At 71.9% G+C, this 18,630-nt stretch carries 17 protein-coding genes; 6 read left to right on the forward strand and 11 right to left on the reverse strand.

The window, feature by feature from the left end; genetic code table 11:
• Nucleotides 1-40: 40 nt before the first annotated feature.
• The gene (locus ACGFNN_RS29700) at nucleotides 41-640 is read left to right on the forward strand and encodes a TnsA-like heteromeric transposase endonuclease subunit (protein ID WP_393560473.1); all 600 of its coding nucleotides are present in this window, start codon (nucleotides 41-43) and stop codon (nucleotides 638-640) included.
• A gap of 592 nt (nucleotides 641-1,232) precedes the next feature.
• Here the strand turns inward: ACGFNN_RS29700 and ACGFNN_RS29705 are convergent.
• Nucleotides 1,233-1,397, reverse strand: coding sequence for a hypothetical protein (locus ACGFNN_RS29705; protein WP_393560475.1), 165 nt, complete (start codon nucleotides 1,395-1,397; stop codon nucleotides 1,233-1,235).
• 484 nt (nucleotides 1,398-1,881) lie between these two features.
• Here ACGFNN_RS29705 and ACGFNN_RS29710 point away from each other — a divergent pair, with 484 nt between their 5' ends.
• From ACGFNN_RS29710 to ACGFNN_RS29720, 3 genes are all read left to right on the forward strand, one after another.
• Nucleotides 1,882-3,009 (forward strand): MFS transporter, encoded by a 1,128-nt coding sequence (locus ACGFNN_RS29710; protein ID WP_393560524.1) that lies wholly within the window; start codon nucleotides 1,882-1,884, stop codon nucleotides 3,007-3,009.
• A 246-nt stretch (nucleotides 3,010-3,255) separates the two neighbouring features.
• Complete coding sequence (locus ACGFNN_RS29715) at nucleotides 3,256-4,653, forward strand: FAD-binding oxidoreductase (RefSeq protein ID WP_393560477.1); 1,398 nt, start codon at nucleotides 3,256-3,258, stop codon at nucleotides 4,651-4,653.
• 97 nt (nucleotides 4,654-4,750) lie between these two features.
• On the forward strand, nucleotides 4,751-6,379 hold the full coding sequence (locus ACGFNN_RS29720) for a PucR family transcriptional regulator (RefSeq protein WP_393560479.1): 1,629 nt from the start codon (nucleotides 4,751-4,753) through the stop codon (nucleotides 6,377-6,379).
• Between the two features lie 7 nt (nucleotides 6,380-6,386).
• Here the strand turns inward: ACGFNN_RS29720 and ACGFNN_RS29725 are convergent, their stop codons facing one another.
• From ACGFNN_RS29725 to ACGFNN_RS29745, 5 genes are all read right to left on the reverse strand, one after another.
• Complete coding sequence (locus tag ACGFNN_RS29725; RefSeq protein ID WP_393560481.1) at nucleotides 6,387-7,466, reverse strand: glycosyltransferase family 4 protein; 1,080 nt, start codon at nucleotides 7,464-7,466, stop codon at nucleotides 6,387-6,389.
• 183 nt (nucleotides 7,467-7,649) lie between these two features.
• On the reverse strand, nucleotides 7,650-9,395 hold the full coding sequence (gene recN / locus ACGFNN_RS29730; protein WP_393560483.1) for a DNA repair protein RecN: 1,746 nt from the start codon (nucleotides 9,393-9,395) through the stop codon (nucleotides 7,650-7,652).
• Between the two features lie 83 nt (nucleotides 9,396-9,478).
• Nucleotides 9,479-10,402 carry an NAD kinase gene (locus ACGFNN_RS29735; protein WP_362548833.1) on the reverse strand — a complete coding sequence of 308 codons (924 nt, stop codon included), beginning with the start codon at nucleotides 10,400-10,402 and terminating at the stop codon, nucleotides 9,479-9,481.
• Nucleotides 10,399-11,214 carry a TlyA family RNA methyltransferase gene (locus ACGFNN_RS29740; protein ID WP_393560485.1) on the reverse strand — a complete coding sequence of 272 codons (816 nt, stop codon included), beginning with the start codon at nucleotides 11,212-11,214 and terminating at the stop codon, nucleotides 10,399-10,401. The genes ACGFNN_RS29735 and ACGFNN_RS29740 overlap by 4 nt, the downstream gene beginning before the upstream one ends.
• 7 nt (nucleotides 11,215-11,221) lie before the next feature.
• Nucleotides 11,222-11,536 (reverse strand): hypothetical protein, encoded by a 315-nt coding sequence (locus ACGFNN_RS29745; RefSeq protein WP_393560487.1) that lies wholly within the window; start codon nucleotides 11,534-11,536, stop codon nucleotides 11,222-11,224.
• A 42-nt stretch (nucleotides 11,537-11,578) separates the two neighbouring features.
• On the opposite strand from ACGFNN_RS29745, the gene ACGFNN_RS29750 reads away from it, so the two are divergent.
• Nucleotides 11,579-11,926: an alkyl sulfatase C-terminal domain-containing protein gene (locus ACGFNN_RS29750; protein WP_393560489.1), complete on the forward strand. Its 348-nt coding sequence runs from the start codon at nucleotides 11,579-11,581 to the stop codon at nucleotides 11,924-11,926.
• 18 nt (nucleotides 11,927-11,944) lie between these two features.
• Here the strand turns inward: ACGFNN_RS29750 and ACGFNN_RS29755 are convergent, their stop codons facing one another.
• The 4 genes from ACGFNN_RS29755 to ACGFNN_RS29770 form a co-directional block, all read right to left on the reverse strand.
• On the reverse strand, nucleotides 11,945-12,742 hold the full coding sequence (locus ACGFNN_RS29755) for an ABC transporter ATP-binding protein (RefSeq protein WP_362548846.1): 798 nt from the start codon (nucleotides 12,740-12,742) through the stop codon (nucleotides 11,945-11,947).
• 77 nt (nucleotides 12,743-12,819) lie between these two features.
• Entirely contained in the window at nucleotides 12,820-13,878 is a 1,059-nt protein-coding gene (locus ACGFNN_RS29760) for a FecCD family ABC transporter permease (protein WP_393560491.1), read from the reverse strand.
• The gene (locus tag ACGFNN_RS29765) at nucleotides 13,875-14,936 is read right to left on the reverse strand and encodes a FecCD family ABC transporter permease (RefSeq protein ID WP_393560493.1); all 1,062 of its coding nucleotides are present in this window, start codon (nucleotides 14,934-14,936) and stop codon (nucleotides 13,875-13,877) included. The genes ACGFNN_RS29760 and ACGFNN_RS29765 overlap by 4 nt, the downstream gene beginning before the upstream one ends.
• A 73-nt stretch (nucleotides 14,937-15,009) precedes the next feature.
• Nucleotides 15,010-16,038, reverse strand: coding sequence for an HAD hydrolase-like protein (locus ACGFNN_RS29770; protein ID WP_393560495.1), 1,029 nt, complete (start codon nucleotides 16,036-16,038; stop codon nucleotides 15,010-15,012).
• A gap of 71 nt (nucleotides 16,039-16,109) precedes the next feature.
• On the opposite strand from ACGFNN_RS29770, the gene ACGFNN_RS29775 reads away from it, so the two are divergent.
• Nucleotides 16,110-17,393, forward strand: coding sequence for a DUF1015 family protein (locus ACGFNN_RS29775; RefSeq protein ID WP_393560497.1), 1,284 nt, complete (start codon nucleotides 16,110-16,112; stop codon nucleotides 17,391-17,393).
• Nucleotides 17,394-17,487: 94 nt separating this feature from the next.
• Here ACGFNN_RS29775 and ACGFNN_RS29780 read toward each other — a convergent pair whose 3' ends face one another.
• On the reverse strand, nucleotides 17,488-18,222 hold the full coding sequence (locus tag ACGFNN_RS29780; RefSeq protein WP_393560526.1) for a tetratricopeptide repeat protein: 735 nt from the start codon (nucleotides 18,220-18,222) through the stop codon (nucleotides 17,488-17,490).
• Nucleotides 18,223-18,630: the final 408 nt, after the last annotated feature.

Genomic DNA, 18,630 nt, shown 5'->3' on the forward strand with positions numbered 1-18,630 from the left:
CCGATCAGGCCGCCCTGGAGAACGCAAAGTTGGGGATCCGGTGAGCACGACAGATCTGACTGCGTCGGTACAGGTGAGTGTCCGGCAGGCTGACGGGTGTGTGGCGGAGGACTTGGAGTGGGCGTCCGCGCCGCTCGATCTCCTGCGGAACGCACACCCATGGCGGACGTTCCGCTGGTACAAGGGCCAGCAGCACTACTCGGGCACGTACTGGGCGGCGACGGAACGCGACCACGTGATCTACGAGTCGCGGCTGGAGCTGGCACGGCTGCTGTTCGCGGACTTCGCTCCGGACGTCCGGCACGTCGTCGCTCAGCCGTTCCTGCTCAAGGCAGTGGTTGAGGGCAGGCTGCGGCGGCACATCCCGGACTACCTGCTGCTGACCGATGACGGGCCGGTAGTCGTGGATGTCAAGCCGCGACATCGGCTGGAGCGGCCGAAGGTTCGCAGAGGTCGACACACGCCTTTCGCCGCTGGTGGAGTCACTGACCGCATCGGACCTCCTGGCTCTGAGCGATGCTGCCCGAGATGCCTGGCAGAAGGCCCTCGCCGACATCACCGACCCCACAAGCGGGTTCGGCGGCTGGCGGCTGCAGGAGCGACGGCAAACCGTCCTGACCCCCGACTTCCTCCAGCGTGAATACACAGAAGGCCGGACGCCCCTCCGCGTGATCGCCGATACGCACGGATTCCCGAGGCGGGACGTCATCCGGCATACCAGGGATCTCGGCATCACGGTCTTCCGCGGAAACCGCCCGCACGTCTTCGATGACGACTGGCTACGCGAACAGTACATTGCACGGAAAAGGACAGGGTCCGACATCGCTCAGGAGACCGGATCCAATATCGAATCGGTCCGTCGCCGACTGGACCATCTCCGAATTCCACGGCGTCCGGCCGGCCGCAGCAGGCCCGAATTGATCACCAAAATCGAAGCATCAGTGCCACTCGATATCCGGACAGCAGCAGAAAAGACAATTCACGGATGGCGTCGCCTGCGCCGGTTCCAGATCAGCATGTTCTTCCCCACGCTTAAAACCAGCGCCACCTATCTCGGGCTCGTGCCGAGCGCGCTCACGCTGCAGCTCGACCAGTTGGAATGCGTCGTCGGGGCTGAGCTCTTCCACCGCTCGGTCCGGCACACACCGCAGACGCCAACCAGGAGAGGAGCCCGTCTCCTACAGGACCTCGACCGCGATGACGTCCAGAAAATCATGCGCGACGCGCTCGGATCAAAGCTCGAAGCGATTCCCGGCCAAGACACAGTCGACGCCGCAGCCGCCGTCGTCGATGGTGAGCGCGGCGCGCTGACCAGTCTTCACTCTCACTTCCAGTTCGGGGAGCGGATCCATGTCCCTCCTGCCGTATTGCCTCTTCTGGAGCATCTGCTCGCCCACGCGGGCCGTGAGACCCACGCAGGCCAGATCCAGAACGCCACTGGCATCCCGTTCAACACCGTCTACAAGCAGCTCAAGCGCATGGAAGTAGCCGGCTGGCTCACAAGCCGCCTCGAAACCCGTGCCGAACGGCCAGGCGCCGCACGCCGACGCACCTTCTACTCACTCACCGCCTCGGCACACCAAGCCGTGGCTCACGATCCAAATGCCGCACCCGTGGCGCTGAGGAAGAAGACAGCACCACGGGACGAAACCAGCGACACAGAGGTGGGACCGATACGTGAAACCCCAGGTCAGGAGGATCCAGCGATGCGCCAGTTACGCTCTGGGCTCCCTACACGGCAGATGAATTCGGTTGCGGCGGGACCGGGCAGCCCGGTGGGCTACCTGCATGGACGGTGCCACGGAGCCGGCGGAACGGGCGAGGTCGGGAAGCACCATGTATCTGCCTCTGTGGCACAGGGCGGCGGTGCTTGTCGCCCTGATGCTGGCCGCCTTCACCCTCAACACCGCGGAAAATTTGCCGATCGGCCTCTTGGAGCTCATCTCCGAAAGCCTTCGGGTGTCGGTGTCAGCGGTCGGTCTCCTGGTCACCGGTTACGGCGTGACCGTGGCCGTCACGTCATTGCCGCTCGCCTACGTCATGCGGGCCGTGCCCCGACGCCATGCGCTCACTGGACTGCTGGCCGCGCTGGTTGTGTCCAGCCTGGTCGCAGCGCTGGCCACCTCCTACTGGGTGCTCCTCTTCGCACGGCTGCTGACCGCACTCGCCCAAGCGTTGTTCTGGGCCGTGATGGGGCCGGTCGCGGTGGGCCTGTTCACTCCCGAGGTCCGTGGACGTGTGGTCGGAGCGCTGTCCGTCGCCGGTTCTCTCGCCCTCGTGCTCGGTGTTCCCGCCGGGACCTGGCTGGGCCGGCAGAGCGACTGGCAGGTGCCCATCGCCATGCTCGCGGCCCTGGGGCTCGTCTCTCTGGTGACCATCGCCGTTCTACTGCCCACCTCCCGTCCGGAAGAGGAGAGCACCGCCTACGGAACCAGTCCCGACGTCCGCCGGTTCGGGATCGTGCTGGCGGCCGGGACCCTATCCGCTACGGGGGCCTTCGCGGGATACACCTACATCGTCAAGTTCCTGGGCGACGTGAGCGGGTTCTCCTCGAGCGCGGTCAGTGCCCTGTTCGTGGCTTTCGGGGTTGCGTGTCTGGCCGGAGTGAGCATCACCGGGGCGTTGCTGGACCGCTTTCCGCAGGCCGCACTGACCACTGCCGTCGGTACACAGGCGGTGGGCATGCTTGGTCTGTATGCGGTCGGCACCGAGCCGGCGGCAGCGGTGGTGTTCCTGGCACTGATGGGCAGTGCACTCGGGCCGGTGTTCATGACGACCCAGAACGCGATGCTGCATTGCGCACCGGGCCGCACAGATATCGCACTCGCGGCGAACTCCGGCTCATACAACGCCGGTATCGCAGCGGGCGCCGCGCTCGGCGGACTGGTCCTGCCGCTCGCCGGCGTGCGGGGCGCCTTCCTCGTCGGCGGGCTACTGACCGTCGGGGCCTGCGCAGTGCTGCTCGGCGGGCGGTTGCTGCGGGTTTTCGGACCGGAGTCCGCCGGTTAGAGTTGCCGTCACTGGACGGCCAGTGCTGCTTCTCGTCCTCTGAGGAAAACGACGCGAAGACGGGACTGCACCGCCGACACGACCGCGGAATCGACCCGCGAAAACGCAGGTCGTGCAATCTCCGGACGACACGGCTCACCGGAACCTACAGCCGGCGGCGGGGCGGACCCCTCTCAGGAACGGCCGACGCGGACGGCCCGGCCTATCCTGGAGGGGTCCTGTCACGCCCTGCGAAGGGGGCTCCACATGACGCCCCGTACCCCTGCGACGGATGCCTCCACGACCGGTCTCCGCGCTGATTTCTCCGGTGAGATCCACGTTCCCGGCAGCCCCGGATACGACGAGGCCCGTACCGTCTTCAACAGCATGATCGACCGCAGACCGGCGGTCGTGGCCCAGTGCTCCGACGAGGCGGACGTCGTGCGTGCGCTGCGTTTCGCGCGTGAGGAGGGGCTGGAGGTCGCCGTACGCGGCGGTGGACACAGTGTGGCGGGGATGGCCCTGAGCGAGGGCGGTCTGGTCGTCGACATGCGGCTCATGCGCGCGGTGGAGGTCGACCCCGGGGCCCGTACGGTCCGGGTCGGCGGCGGCGCGACCATGGCCGACCTGGACCGCGCGACCCAGCCGTACGGCCTCGCCACGACGGGCGGCCGGGTGTCGACCACCGGTGTCGGCGGGTTCACCCTGGGCGGCGGATCGGGGTGGCTGGAGCGCGCGTTCGGCCTGGCCTGCGACAACCTGGTGGCGGCGGACCTGGTGACGGCGGACGGCACGACCGTGCACGCCGACGAGGACGAGCACCCCGAGCTCTTCTGGGCCCTGCACGGCGGCGGGGGCAACTTCGGGGTCGTCACGTCCCTGACGCTCCGGCTCCACGACCTGCCCGCGATGAGCATGGCGCTGCTTCTGTTCCGCCCCGAGAACGGCCCGGAGGTCGTACGCACCTACCGTGACGTGATGGACTCCGCCCCGGACGCGGCCGGCGGGGCGTGCCTGTACATCACCGGGCCGCCCGAGGAGTGGGTGCCCGAGGCCATGGTGGGGCGGCTGGTGTGCGCGGTCCTGGTCACCTACGCCGGTACCGAGTCGGATCTGCGTGAGGCGGCCGCGCCCCTGCTGGCGCTGGAGCGCGAGGCCGGGGTGATCGACGCGATCCCGTACGCAGACCTCCAGTGCATGCTCGACGACCCGCCCGGCATGCGGAACTACTGGTCGGCGGAGTACCTGGACGCGCTCCCCGACGAGGCGGCGGCCGAGTTCAGCGCCTGCGCCTCCACCCTGCCCGTCCCCTCCGGCTGCCAGCACGTGCTGTTCCCGATGGGCGGCGCGGTGGCCAGGGGGCCGGCCGACTACCCGCTCCCCTGGCGCACCTCCCCGTGGACGGTGCACCCGTTCGGGGTCTGGGAGGACCCGGCGGACGACGAGCGGGCCAAGCAGTGGGTGCGCCGGGTCCGCGGCGCGTTCGTGCCGTGGGCGAGCGGCGCCGTCTACCTCAACTTCATCGGCCGCGAAGGGACGGAGCGGGTGGTCGCCGGATTCGGGGAGCACGCCTACGAGCGGCTGTCCCGGGTCAAGGCCGACTACGACCCCGGCAACGTCTTCCACCTGAACCACAACGTGCGGCCGGCGGTGGCCAGGGTGTGACGCGCCCGGCCGGGGCCGGTACCTTCCTCACCAGGGCGTTCCTGGCCCGATCGCAGGGGCGCGCAGGCACACGACGGGAAGCACGAGGCCGGATCCGGTGAAGACAGAGGGCGGGATCACCGTACGGCGGGCGCTGGAACTGCCCGGACTGCGTGGCGGACTTCCCGAGGTGCTGACGGGCGAGGACCGGCTGGACCGCGAGGTGCGCTGGGTGCACGCCGGTGAGGCCCCCAACATCCCCGCCCTGCTCAAGGGCGGGGAACTGCTGCTCACGACGGGGCTCGGCCTGGGTTCCCGGCCCGCCGACCAGCGGGCCTTCGTCCGTAGGCTCGCCGACCGCGGGATCGCGGCGCTGGTCGTCGAGCTCGGCCCGCGGTTCGGCCGGCTTCCACCGGCGATCGTGGAGGCGGCCGGCTCCGCGGGGCTGCCGCTGGTCCAGCTGCACCGGGAGGTCCCGTTCGTCGCGGTGACCGAGGAGATCCACACCGAGATCGTCAACGGCCACTACGCCCTGCTGCAGCGGGCCGAGGAAGTCCACCGCCGGTGCACCCGCGCGGTGCTGGACGGCGGCGGGGTGCCGCAGGTGCTCGGCATCCTGGCGGACTTCGCCGCCAATCCGGTCTTCCTCGAGACCCCCGACGGCCGGCTGCTGTACGCCGCCGGCACCGGCACGGGGGCGGTGGGCGCGGACCCGCTGCAGGTCTGGGAGGGGCTGCGCGGTGGCCGTGCGGCCCGGGAGTCGCCACCGGCCGGAACAGTCCTCGTGGAGGTGCCGGGCAGCGGCCCCGGGACCGGCTCCGTGCGCGCGCGCCTGGTGCTGCTGGCCGTGTCGGGCCCGCTCGTGGCGGTGCACCGGATGGCGGCCGAGCGTGCGGCGGGCATCCTGGCGGTCGTGCTGATGCAGGCCCGCCAGGAGGAGGAGGTGGCCGCGCGGGGGCGCGGTGACTTCCTCACGGATCTCGCCGAGGGCCGCATCAGACCGGAGGACGCGCCGGCCCAGGCCGGGGTGCTCGGATTCCGTCCCGGAGGGGACCCGCTGCTGCCCGTGGTGATGCGTCTCTCCCCCGAGTCGGCTCCCTCGGGCAGCTGGGCGCTGCTGGCCCGGGCGGTGACGGAGGAACTGGCCGCGGTGGGCGCCCCGGCCCTGGTGGGTGTGCGCCCGGTGGAGGGCAGGGTCCCGCTGCTGCTGGCGCTGCGGCCGGGAATGACGCGTACGGCGCTCGCCGACCGGGTGGCCCAGGCGCTCCGGGCGGGGGCCGCGCGGGCGGGCCTCGAGCGGGCCGGCGACCGTACACCCGTCGTGGTGGTGGTCGCCGCTTCGGGTGTCTGGGCGGCGGCCGGCGCGGGCCTGCGGCACGCGGCGGAGGCCGCGACGGCAGCCCAGGGGCTGGAGGAACGGCCCTGGTACGACGCGCGCCGGCTGGACATCGATCTGCTGCTCTGGAGGCTGAGGGACCATCCGGACCTGGAGTCCTTCGTCGACCGCGCGATCGGGCCGCTGCGCGAGCACGACCGGACCGGTCGTCCCGCGTTGCTGCCCACGCTCGAGGCCTACCTCGCGCACGCGGGGCGCAAGGCGGAGGCCGCACGCGACCTGCATCTGAACCGGCAGACGCTCTACAACCGGCTGGCCCGCATCGGCGAACTGCTGGGCACGGACCTCGACGACCCCGAGTCGGTGCTGGCGCTGAGTCTGGCGCTCCGCGCCCGGCGTCACACGGGCTGAGGAACCGTCAGCTCCGGCCGGCCGGCCCGGGTGCCGCCAACTCGTCGTAGACGGACAGCACATGGCTGATCATCTCGTCCTCGGTCGGCCATCCGGCGGCCTGCAGGAGCCCCGAGTCGGCCAGCGCCTGCCGCTGCTCCGGGTCCCCCAGAAGGCGGGTGACGGTGCCGGAGAGGGCCCCGGCGTCTCCGTGCGGGGTCAGCTCGGCGGCGTCACCGACGAGTTCGGTCAGCCCCTCGGTGCCGGCCGCGACGAGTGGGGTGCCGCCCCTCAGTGCTTCGCGGGCGAGCGCCGGCCCGTGTTCGCCCCCGCCGGTCAGTACGGCGATGTCGGCGGCGGCGAGGACGTCCGCGAGCCCGTCCATGCCTCCGGCGAGCACGACCGGCAGCCCCTGGGCCGCGATCCTGCGGCGCAGGGCACCGGCCCGGCTGTCCTCCCCCACCACGGCGAGCAGGGGCGCGGGGTCCAGGCCGCGCCACTCGCGTGCCGCCTCCACCAGCGTGTCCTGACCGGGCTGGGCGACCGACACCAGCAGCGGGCGTCCGACCGCGCCCAGTTCGGCGCGTGTCTTGCCGGTGTCACCGGCGCCTCGCGGACCGCTCGGCTGCACGGGAACGGGCGCGATCCTGGCGTCCCTGGCCCCCCGGCTGCGGGCCCGGTCGACCAGTTCCCAGGAGGTCCCCAGCACGACGGCCGCCCTCCGGACGGCCCTCCGTTCCAGCCGCCGCAGCAGCCGGCCTCGGGCGCCCTCGGCCTGGACACGGGTGTGCCAGGTCATGACCAGTGGGGTGGAGCGGCCGCTGAGCGCGATCCCGGCGCGTACGGCGGCGTGCAGCCCGTGCGCGTGGACGATGTCCGCGCCCGTGCACGCGGTCCGGAGGGCGGATACGGCCGCCGGGTCGCTGCGCCGGGGCACCGCGACGAACCGGGCGCCGGTGACGGGGAGGCCGCGGGCGCGGCCCGTCCCGACCGGAGCGCAGACGGTGACCTGTACGCCCCGGGCGATCAGTCCCGCGGCGAGCGACCTGACGTGAGCGCTGCTTCTCACGCCGCCGCCCAGGACTTGGACCGTACGCAGCTGTGTCACGTTGATCGGCTCCCGGGGCTCCCGAGTGGGTGATGTGTACAGCCACAAGGATGCCAGTCCGTACGCACGTTCCGGGACCGACGAAACGTTGCTTCGGACCCCTCACCCACAGCGGAACGGTCCACCCCACACTTTCGGGTGAGATGGACCGTCCTGAATTGACTTCGGCCGTCGGAGATCTGACTACCCGTCGACCCGGGCGGTCTCGAGGAGTTCCTCGGCGTGTGCGCGAGCCGTCTCGGAGTCCTCCTGACCGGCGAGCATCCGGGACAGCTCGCGCACCCGGTCCTCGCCCTCCAGGACCGTGACACCGCTCCTGGTCACCGATCCGTCCACGGTCTTCTCGACCAGCAGCTGCCTGTCGGCGAAGGCCGCCACCTGGGGCAGGTGGGTGACCACCACGACCTGGGCGGACCTCGCGAGCTTCGCCAGCCGCCTGCCGACCTCGACGGCGGCCTTGCCGCCGACACCGGCGTCCACCTCGTCGAAGAGGTACGTCGGCACGGGGTCGGAGCCCGCGAAGACCACCTCGACGGCGAGCATCACACGGGACAGCTCACCGCCCGACGCGCCCTTGGCGATCGGCCGGGGCTGGGCCCCGGGATGCGGCGCGAGCAGCAGCTCCACCTCGTCGGCTCCGGACGGCCCGTAGAGGACGCTCCGGCCACCGACGTCGATCCCCGAGGCCTCGTCCGGCGCCTCGGTCTGCCGGATGGCGAACGAGACCCGGGCGTGCGGCATCGCGAGCGACGCCAGCTCCTCGGTCACGGCCGCGGCGAAGCGCGCCGCCGCCTCGGTGCGCGCATCGGTCAGTGCCTGGCCGAGCGCCGAGAGCTCGCCGCGCAGCACGTCCCGCTCCGCAGTCAGTTCACCGATCCGGTCGTCGTCGCCCTCGAGCTCGGTCAGCCTGGCGGCTCCCTCCTCGGCCCAGGCGAGCACGGCGGAGATGTCCTCGCCGTACTTGCGGGTGAGCGCGGTGAGGGCGGCGCGCCGCTCCTCCACGGCGGCGAGCCGCAGCGGGTCGGCGTCGAGCTGGTCGGAGTACCCGGCGAGCTCGCCCGCCACATCGGCGAGGAGGATCGAGATCTCGCCGATCCGGTCGGCGAGCCCGGCCAGCGCGGGGTCGTGTGCCCGTACACCGTCCAGGGAGCGCCCGGCGGCGGCGACGACGGTCGTGGCGTCCACGCCCTCCGGGTCCTCCGGATCGCCGGCGAGCGCGGTGTGGGCGAGCGCCGCCGCGGAGGCGAGGGCCTCGGCGTGGCCGAGCCGCTCGGCCTCCGTCGCCAGCTCGGTGTCCTCTCCCGGCAAGGGATTCACGGCGGCGACCTCGTCGAGGCCGAAGCGCAGCAGATCCGCCTCCTGGGCCCGTTCCCGCGCCCGGGTGGTCAGCTCGTCCAGCTCGGTGACGACCGCCCTCAGCCGTCGGAAGGCGGCCTCGTAGGCGGCGTGGGGCGTATCGACGGCGTCGCCCGCGTACCGGTCGAGGGCCTGGCGCTGCCGGGCGGGCTTGAGGAGCCCCTGCTGGTCGGTCTGTCCGTGTACGGCCACGAGTTCGTCGGCGAGCTCGGTGAGCACGCCCACGGGCACGGATCTGCCCCCGAGGTGGGCGCGGGAGCGCCCTTCCGCCGAAACGGTACGGCTGACGATCAGCGCACCGTCCTCGATCTCGCCGCCGGCCTCTTCCGCGCGCACCGCCGCCGCGTCGCCCGGGGAGACCGTGATCCGCCCCTCGACGACCGCGGCCTTGGCTCCGATCCGCACCAGGGCGGGATCGGCGCGGCCGCCGAGCAGCAGTCCGAGGCTGGTCACGACCATGGTCTTGCCCGCGCCGGTCTCACCCGTCACGGCGGTGAAACCGGGTGACAGCTCCACCACCGCGTCGTCGATGACTCCGAGCGACCGTATCCGCATCTCCTCCAACACGGACAAGACCTTACGAGGTCCAAGCCCCGGTGTGCGACGGACCCCGGTGAAGGGTTCACTCACGCGGGTGTGGTCGCGGGCCCCGGAGGTCAGTGCGGGGCGCCCCGCCAGCCCTGCACGGGCAGCGCGAACTTGGCCACCAGCCGGTCGGTGAAGGAGGCCTGGTGCAGCCGCGCGAGCCGTACGGGGACGGCGCCCCGGCGCACCTCGACCCTGGCCCCGGCGGGCAGCTCCACGGTCCTGCGTCCGTCGCACCACAGCACCCCGTGCGGGGTGTGCGGCTGGACCTCGACGGCGAGCACCGACTCGGGCGAGGTGATCAGGGGCTTGGCGAAGAGGGCGTGGGCGCTGATGGGGACCATCAGCAGGGCCTCGACCTCCGGCCAGACGACGGGTCCGCCCGCGGAGAAGGCGTATGCGGTCGAACCGGTGGGCGTGGCGCAGACGATCCCGTCGCAGCCGAAGCCGGTCACCGGACGGCCGTCGATCTCCAGCACGACCTCGAGCATCCGCTCGGGCGAGACCTTCTGCACCGCCGCCTCGTTGAGGGCCCAGTCGCTGTGCACGATGTCGCCGTTGCTGTGCACCAGGACGTCTAGGGTCATCCGCTCCTCGACCTGGTAGGCGCGGGTCACGACCCGGTCCACGACCTTGTCGAGGTCGTCACGCTCGGCCTCGGCGAGGAACCCCACCCGTCCGAGATTGACGCCGAGCATGGGGACGCCGGAGGCGCGGGAGATCTCGGCGCCGCGCAGCAGCGTCCCGTCCCCGCCGAGCACGATCAGCAGCTCGCAGCCGTCCACCGCCGCCGGGGTGGCGTCCGTAACGGTCTCCACGGAGGCCGGAAGCGGCAGGTCCTCGGCCTCCGCGGCCAGCACCCTCACGCCCAGGCCGTTGCGCAGCAGCCCCTGGACGACGAGTTCGGCGCTGCGGATGGCAGCCGGACGGCCGGTGTGCGCGAGCAGGAAGACGGTACGTTCCGCGTTCCCTGGTTGTGCCGCATGCGTCGTCAACGGGGCCCCTCCGCCACTGCACGGTCGACGTCAGCGGGATCCAGCTCAGGTGCGCCGGCCCGCAGCCACAGAAAGTACTCGACATTTCCCGACGGTCCGGGCAGCGGGCTCGCCGTCACACCCCGGACGCCGAGACCCAGGAGCCAGGCGCGGCGCGCCACCTCCCGTACCGCCTCGGCCCGCAGCTCGGGGCTGCGGACCACGCCTCCGCTGCCGAGGCGCTCCTTGCCCACCTCGAACTGCGGCTTGACCATCAGGACGAGATCGGCCTCGGGGCCGGCGCAGCGCGCCAGGGCGGGGAGCACCAGACCGAGCGGGATGAAGGACAGGTCCCCCACCACCAGGTCCACCTCCTGCCCGTCGATCTGTTCCACCGTCAGCTCTCGTACGTTGGTACGGTCCTTGACGGTGACGCGTTCATCGGACTGGAGGGACCAGGCGAGCTGCCCGTAGCCGACGTCCACGGCCACCACATGCCCGGCTCCGGCCCTCAGCAGCACGTCGGTGAAGCCACCGGTCGAGGCGCCGGCGTCCAGCGCCCGCCGTCCCTCCACCTTCAGCCCGAGGGGGGTGAAGGCGGCGAGGGCTCCCGCGAGTTTGTGCCCGCCGCGCGAGACGTACTCGGGGTCGCTGTCGTCCTTGACGACGACGACGGCGGCACTGGTCTCGACCTGGGTGGCCGGTTTCGTCGCGGTGTTCCCCGCGACGGTCACCCGCCCGGCCACGATCAGCTGGCTCGCGTGTTCGCGTGAGCGGGCGAGCTTGCGGCGTACCAGCTCGGCGTCGAGGCGGCGACGTGCCACTCCTGCCACGTTCGGTTCAGCTCCTGTTGTCGTGCGTGCGCGTCGGTGCGGGTGCGGGGCGTGCGTCCAGAGCGGTCAGCTCTTCGCGCAGGCCCCGGTGTACATCCTCGTACACCTCGGTGTGGCCGTCGGCCGCGAGGTGGTCCGCGTCGGCCAGGCGGTCCAGGCGGGCGTCGACACCGACGTGCCCGGTCGGGGTCCGGGTGATCCCCAGGGGTGCGGGAGGCGCGGGGTCGAAGGAGGGCGTGGGCGGCTCGGCGGGCTGCTGCCCGGCGGCGTCGTCGGCCCCGTCCCGCTGCTCCGTGTCCGGCTCCGGCTTCCAGTCGCTCATGCGGGAACGCTACCCCGAACGGCCGGTGTACCGTCGGTGACGATGGCGACCATGGCGGAGTGCCGCAGCGCACTCGACACACTTTCCGACAATCTGGCGGGGGCCGACGGCGACGTACGCGGCGCCGCCGACCTCGACCGCTCGCTGAGCTGCCACATCAGGGATCTCGACGTGACCTTCACCGGGCGGCTCGCGAACGGCCGGATCCATGTGCTGGACACACACGACGGCCCGCCCCGCGACAAGGCGGAGATCCGGCTCGCGATGACGGGCGACGACCTGGTCGCCATGGTCGGCGGCGAGCTCAACTTCGCCAAGGCCTGGGCGTCGGGCCGGGTGCGGCTGGAGGCGGGCTTCCGCGATCTGCTGAAGCTCAAGTCCTTGCTCTGACCTCCGGGGCGCCGGGCCTCAGGCCGCGGCGCGCCGCTTGCGGGCGGCGGGGACGACGAGCGGGGTGCCCGTCTCCGGGTCGTCGATGACCTGGCAGCGCATCCCGAAGACCTCCTCCACCAGCTGCGCGGTGACGATGTCACCGGGCGCGCCCTCGGCGATGACCTCCCCCTCACGCATGGCGATGAGGTGGGTGGCGTACCGCGCCGCGTGATTGAGGTCGTGGAGCACGGCGACCAGGGTGCGTCCCTGTGTCTCGTGCAGCTCCGCGCAGAGGTCGAGGACGTCGATCTGGTGCTGGATGTCGAGGTACGTCGTCGGCTCGTCCAGCAGCAGCAGGGGGGTCTGCTGGGCGAGGGCCATGGCGATCCAGACCCGCTGGCGCTGGCCGCCGGACAGTTCGTCGACGTAGCGGTCGGCGAGCGCCCCGACACCGGTGGAGTCCATGGACTCCTTCACTACGCGCTCGTCCTCGGGGGACCACTGGCGCAGCAGCCCCTGGTGCGGGTACCGGCCGCGCGAGACGAGGTCGGCGACGGTGATCCCGTCCGGGGCTATGGAGGACTGGGGCAGCAGTCCGAGCGTCCTCGCCACCTTCTTCGCGGGCATGCGGTGGATGGACTGCCCGTCCAGCAGGACGCTTCCCCCGCTGGGCTTCAGCATCCGCGACAGGGCGCGCAGCAGGGTCGACTTGCCGCAGGCGTTGGGGCCGACGACGACGGTGAAGGAGTGGTCGGGGATCTCGACCGAGAGGTTCTCGGCGATGATCCGCTGGTCGTAGCCGAGGGTCACCGAGTCCGCGGTGAGGCGCTGCATGGTCGTACTCCCGGATTCCGGAGGGGTGGTCTTCGAGGTGTCCGGGGTTCCCGGCTTCGTACGTGTGTGTCCCGTTCTCATATGCGCCCCGCCCTGCGCTCGGAGACGAGGAGCCACAGCAGGTAGCAGCCGCCCAGTACGCCGGTGATCACGCCGACGGGGAGCTGGCGGTCCCCGAAGGCGTTCATGGCGGTCCAGTCGGCGACGAGCAGCAGGACGGCCCCGGTGGCGGCCGCGGCTGCCAGGTTGGGTCCGGAGGCCCGGGTGAGCCTGCGGGCGACCTGCGGGGCGCTGAGCGAGACGAAGACGATGGGCCCGGCGGCGGCGGTGGCGACGGCGACGAGCAGCACGGCGCAGCCGAGCAGGACGAGCCGGGTGCGTTCCACCCGTACGCCGAGCGCGTGGGCGGCGTCGTCGCCCATCTCGATCATGCGCAGCGCCCTGCCGTGTCCCATGACCAGCGGCAGGAGCACGCAGCAGACCGCGAGCAGCGGCCAGACCTGCGCCCAGTCCCGTCCGTCGAGCGAGCCGGTCATCCATACGACCGCCCGGGTCGCGTCGACGAGGTTGGCCTTGGTGATCAGGTAGTGGATGGCGGCGGTGAGCATCGCGGCCGCGCCGATGCCGACGAGGACGAGCCGGTAGCCGTGCACCCCGCGCTTCCAGGCCAGCAGGTAGACGGCGGCACCGGTCAGCAGACCGCCGCCGACCGCGCCGGCGGCGACCTCGCCGGAACCGCCGTGGAAGAGCACGATCACGGCGAGGGCGCCGACCGCGGAGCCCTGGCCGAAGCCGAGGACGTCGGGGCTGCCGAGCGGGTTGCGCGAGACGCTCTGGAAGACGGCTCCGCCGACGCCGAGGGCGGCGCCGACGAGGAGTCCGACGAGGACCCTGGGCAGCCGCAGTTCGGTGACGATGAACTGCTGCTGGAACGTTCCGTCCCCGAGGAGGGTGGAGACGACCTGCCCGAGCGACATGGCGTAGTCGCCGCTGCCGATGAGCACGACGGCGGCGAAGGCCGCCGCGGCGACGAGCAGCGTGACCACGGTGAACGCCCGCGCGTCCACCCGGAGGGAGAGGCCGCCCGCGGTCCGCACCGCGTGGACGGTCCTTGTGGTGTCCTGTGCGGCCTTCACAGCTGGGCCATCCTCTTGCGTCGTACCAGGTGGATGAAGACGGGTCCGCCGATCAGCGCGGTGACGATGCCGACCTGCAGCTCGGACGGGCGCGCGGCGATCCTGCCCACGATGTCGGCACCGAGCAGCAGCACGGGCGCGAGGACGGCCGCGTAGGGCAGGATCCAGCGCATGTCGGGGCCGGTGATGGTGCGGACCAGGTGCGGGATCATCAGCCCGATGAAGACGATCGGCCCGCAGGCCGCGGTCGCCGCCCCGCAGAGCAGGGTGACGGCCACCATGGCCAGGGCACGGGTACGGGTGAGCCGGGCGCCGAGCGCCCGGGCCGTGTCGTCGCCCATCTCCAGCGCGTTGAGCGGCCTGGCGATCAGCATGGCCAGCAGCACCCCCAGCGCGATGAAGGGCCACACCTTCCCGACGGTCTCGGGGTTGGCGGAGGCGAGGGATCCGACCGTCCAGAACCGCAGCCGGTCCAGCGCCGCCGAGTCCAGCAGCTGTACGGCGTTGACGTAGCCGAAGAGCGCGGCGGTGACCGCCGTACCGGCGAGTGCCAGCCGTACGGGGTTCGCGGACCGGCTGCCGCCGAGCAGGTACACCGCGACGGAGACGACCGCGGCGCCACCGAACGCGAACCAGACGTAGCCGGTCAGCGAGGTGACGCCGAAGAAGGTGATCGCGGAGACGACGGCCGCGGACGCGCCCGCGTTGACGCCCAGCAGGCCGGGCTCGGCCAGCGGATTGCGGGTCAGTGCCTGCATCACCGCGCCGGACAGCCCGAGGGCGGAGCCGGCGAGGAGCCCCAGCACGGTGCGCGGGACCCGCACATCCCGTACGAGGACGTCCCCGTTGGTACCCGAGTAGTGGAACAGACCGTGCCACACGTCGGAGAGCGGGAGGCCCTTGGCACCGATCGCGACACTCGCGAGACAGACCAGCACCAGGAGGCCCAGGGCCACCAGCAGACCTGCGGCACGTACCGCGTGCCGCCCCGCGCGCACGGGTGCGTCGGGCCGGGGCGCGGGATCCGAACTCGATTCGGGGAGACTGTCGACCAACACGTGGTTAGGTTAGCCTATCCTCCGATTGGCTCAACTCCCCGGTGCGGCACAGCCTACGGTCTCCCGGCCGCCCTCAGAGCCGGAGCTCGGCGACGGCCTTCTCCGCGTCCAGCTCGCAGGCGCCCTCTCCGGCGTGTGTCCAGGCTGCCCCGCACAGGGCCCGTAGCCCGTCGACCGGTTCGCCGCCACCCTCCAGGGCGAGCGCCTCTCCGCGTACGACGGCGGTCCAGCCTCCGCAGCGGAAGACCCCGTCCTCTTCGGACACCTCGGGCTGGGTGGTGAGCAGTCCGCGCAGGTCCCGGTCCACATAGGTGGGACGGTACTTGGGCTCGGCGGCGATCAGCTGCGCCGCGTCGGTGACCCCGGTGAGCACGAGCAGCGAGTCCACGCCGCCGTTGAACGCACCCTCGATGTCCGTGTCCAGCCGGTCCCCCACGACCAGGGGGCGCTCGGCCCCGGTCCGCAGCACCGTCTCACGGTGCATCGGGGGCAGCGGCTTGCCGGCGACCTGCGGCTCGGCCCCGGTCGCGATCCGCACGACCTCCACCGCCGCGCCGTTACCCGGGGCGATACCGCGGGCACCCGGGATGGTCAGGTCCGTGTTCGAGGCGAACCACACCGCTCCGCGGGTGATCGCGTAGGCGGCCTCCGCGAACCTGCCCCAGGGCAGGTCGGGGCCGCCGAAGCCCTGTGCCACGGCTGCCGGATCGTCGTCCGCGGACTCCACGGGCACCAGCCCCCGCTCGCGCAGCGCGACCCTGAGCCCTTCCCCGCCGACCACGAGGACCTTCGCGCCGGCCGGCAGCTGATCGGCCATCAGCCGGGCGACGGCCTGCGCCGACGTGATCACGTCGGAGGGTTCGGCCGGCACACCGAGCTCCGTCAGGTGCCCGGCGACCGCGTCGGGGGTGCGCAGCGCGTTGTTCGTCACGTACGCCAGGTGCATCCCGCCGTCACGCGCGGCTTGCAGCGACTCGACCGCGTGCCCGATCGCGTGTCCGCCCGCGTACACCACCCCGTCGAGGTCGAGCAGGGCCGTGTCGTAGCGCTCGCTCAGCGGCTGGTCGCTCCCGAGCGGCCGGGTCCTGTACTGCTGACTCATATGCCTGTGCTCCTCGTTCATGCTTCTCCCCCGATCATCGCGTATCCACCGGGCGCGCATACGATGCCCGGATGAACACATCCGGAGCCCCCGTCCGCAGCCAGGGACTGCGGCTGACCCCCTTCCGCGGACTGCGGTACGTCCCGGAACAGGTCGGCAGCCTGGCCTCGGTCACCTCTCCCCCGTACGACGTCGTCGTCCGGCCCGACGGGCTCCATCACCTTGAGTCCTCGGACCCGCACAACATCGTGCGGCTCATCCTCCCGCAGGGCGGATCGCCCGCCGAGCGGCACCGGCAGGCCGCCCGCACCCTGACGCAGTGGCTCACGGAGGGCGTGCTCGCCCCGGATCCCCTCCCCGCGCTGTACGTCTACGAGCAGCAGGCCGGTGACAGTCTGCAGCGCGGCGTGATCGGGGCCCTGGCGCTCTCCCCCGCGTCGGAGGGTGTCGTGCTGCCCCACGAGGACGTGATGCCCGATGTCGTCGAGGACCGGGCGGATCTGATGCGCACGACGGCGGCCCACCTCGAACCCCTGCTCTTCAGCTACGAGGGGGACGGCGGTCCGACCGGTGCGACGGCTGTGATCGAGCGGGTCGTGGAGCGTCCCGCTCTGTTCGTCACGGTCACGGAGGACGGCGTCCGCCATCGCCTCTGGGCCGTCACCGATCCCGCCGAACACGCGGAGATCGATGCGGATCTGTCGCTGCGTCAGGCCCTCATCGCCGACGGCCATCACCGCTGGGCCACCTACCTGAGGCTTCAGCGTGAGCAGGATGCACCCGGCCCCTGGGACTTCGGTCTGGTGCTGCTCGTCGACACGGCCCGCCACCCGTTGCGGGTACGTGCCATCCACCGTCTGCTCCACCGGCTTCCGGTCCCGGACGCGCTCCGCGCACTCGACGGTCTCTTCCGCGTCCGCTCCGTCGACGGGCCGTTGCCCCTGGCTCTGGACGCGCTCGCTGAGGCGGCCGCGGAGGGCAACGCCTTCCTCCTCGCGGGAGACGGCCGCTTCCATCTGGTCGACCGCCCCGACGAGCACCTGCTGGAACGCACCATACGCGGGGACCGGCCCGCCGCCTGGCGCGCCCTGGACGCCACCGTGCTGCACTCCACCCTGCTCGACGGGGTCTGGGGCATCCCTGACTCCCCGGACCACATCGCCTACATCCACGACACCGAGGCAGCGATCGAGCAGGCCGAACGGCACGGCGCCACGGCCGTTCTGATGCATCCGGTGCGGGAGGAAACGGTCCGGGACCTGGCCCGGCAGGGCGTCACCATGCCCCGCAAATCGACGTCGTTCGGCCCCAAGCCCGCCACGGGGCTGGTGCTGCGCAGCCTGGAGACCGGCTGAGGAAACCCTCGCGCGGGCCGGTCCCGGCCGGTCCGTGAAAGCGGTGAAGGGCGGCACCCTCCGGGGTGCCGCCCTTCACCGCTGTTCACAGGCCTCAGGCCTTCGTGGATCCGTCCACGCCGCCGTCCCCGGTCTCGGCATCGCCATCGGCGGCGTCACCATCGGCGTCGGCGTCGGCGTCGAGCGGTGCGTCACCGTGGTCGTCGTCATCGTCGAGCGCGTCGACGAACTCGACCCCGTCGAGCTCGGCGAGCCGGTCCGAGGCGTCGGTCGCGCCGTCCTTGTCGGCTTCCATCGCCTTCCCGAACCATTCGCGGGCCTCGTCCTCGCGACCCGCTTCCAGCAGGACGTCGGCGTAGGCGTAACGAAGTCGCGGGGTCCACGGGTGGATGGCGTTCGACGCCAGCTCGGGGCTCTGCAGGGTGACGATGGCGGCGTCGAGCTGTCCCATGTCCCTGCGGGCTCCCGCCGCGACCAGGCGCATCTCGACCTGTCCGGCCTTGTCCAGCTTCTGCACCTCGGGTTCGCCGGCCATGGCCATCGCCCGCTCGGGCCGGCCGAGTCCGCGCTCGCAGTCGGCCATGACGGGCCACAGCTCGACGGAGCCGGTCATCCGGCGCGACGCCCGGAACTCCGCCAGCGCCTCCGCGTACCTCTGGCTGGAGTACGCGGCGAAGCCGGCGGCCTCACGCACGGCGGCGACCCGCGAGGCGAGCCTCAGGGCGATCCGCGAGTAGGCGTAGGCCTGCTCAGGGTCCTCGTCGATCAGACGGGCGACCATGACGAGGTTCCGCGCGACATCCTCGGCGAGGGTCTTCGGCAGGCTCAGCAGCTCCTGCCGAACGTCCTTGTCGATCTCGTCACCGGTGACGTCGTCGGGGATGGGAAGCCGCTTGACGGGCTCGCGGTCCCGGTCGTCACGGCCCTGGTAACCGCCACGGTCATCGCGGCCACGGTAGCCACCGCGGTCGTTACCGCGGTCGTTGTCGCGGCGAGGACCACGGTCGCGGTCGCGGCTCCGGTCATCACGACGGAATCCACCGCCACTGCCGCCGGGACGGTCGTCGTCGCGGCGCGGGCCACGGGGCCGGTCGTCACGACGGTCGAACCCACCACCGGGACGGCCACCACGGTCATCACGACGGTCGCGGTCGTAGCCACCGGGACGGCCACCACGGTCATCACGCTGACCACCGCGGTACCCACCACGGTCGTCATCACGACGCGGCGCACGGTC

Source organism: Streptomyces sp. NPDC048590 (genome assembly GCF_043199535.1).
Classification (GTDB): domain Bacteria; phylum Actinomycetota; class Actinomycetes; order Streptomycetales; family Streptomycetaceae; genus Streptomyces.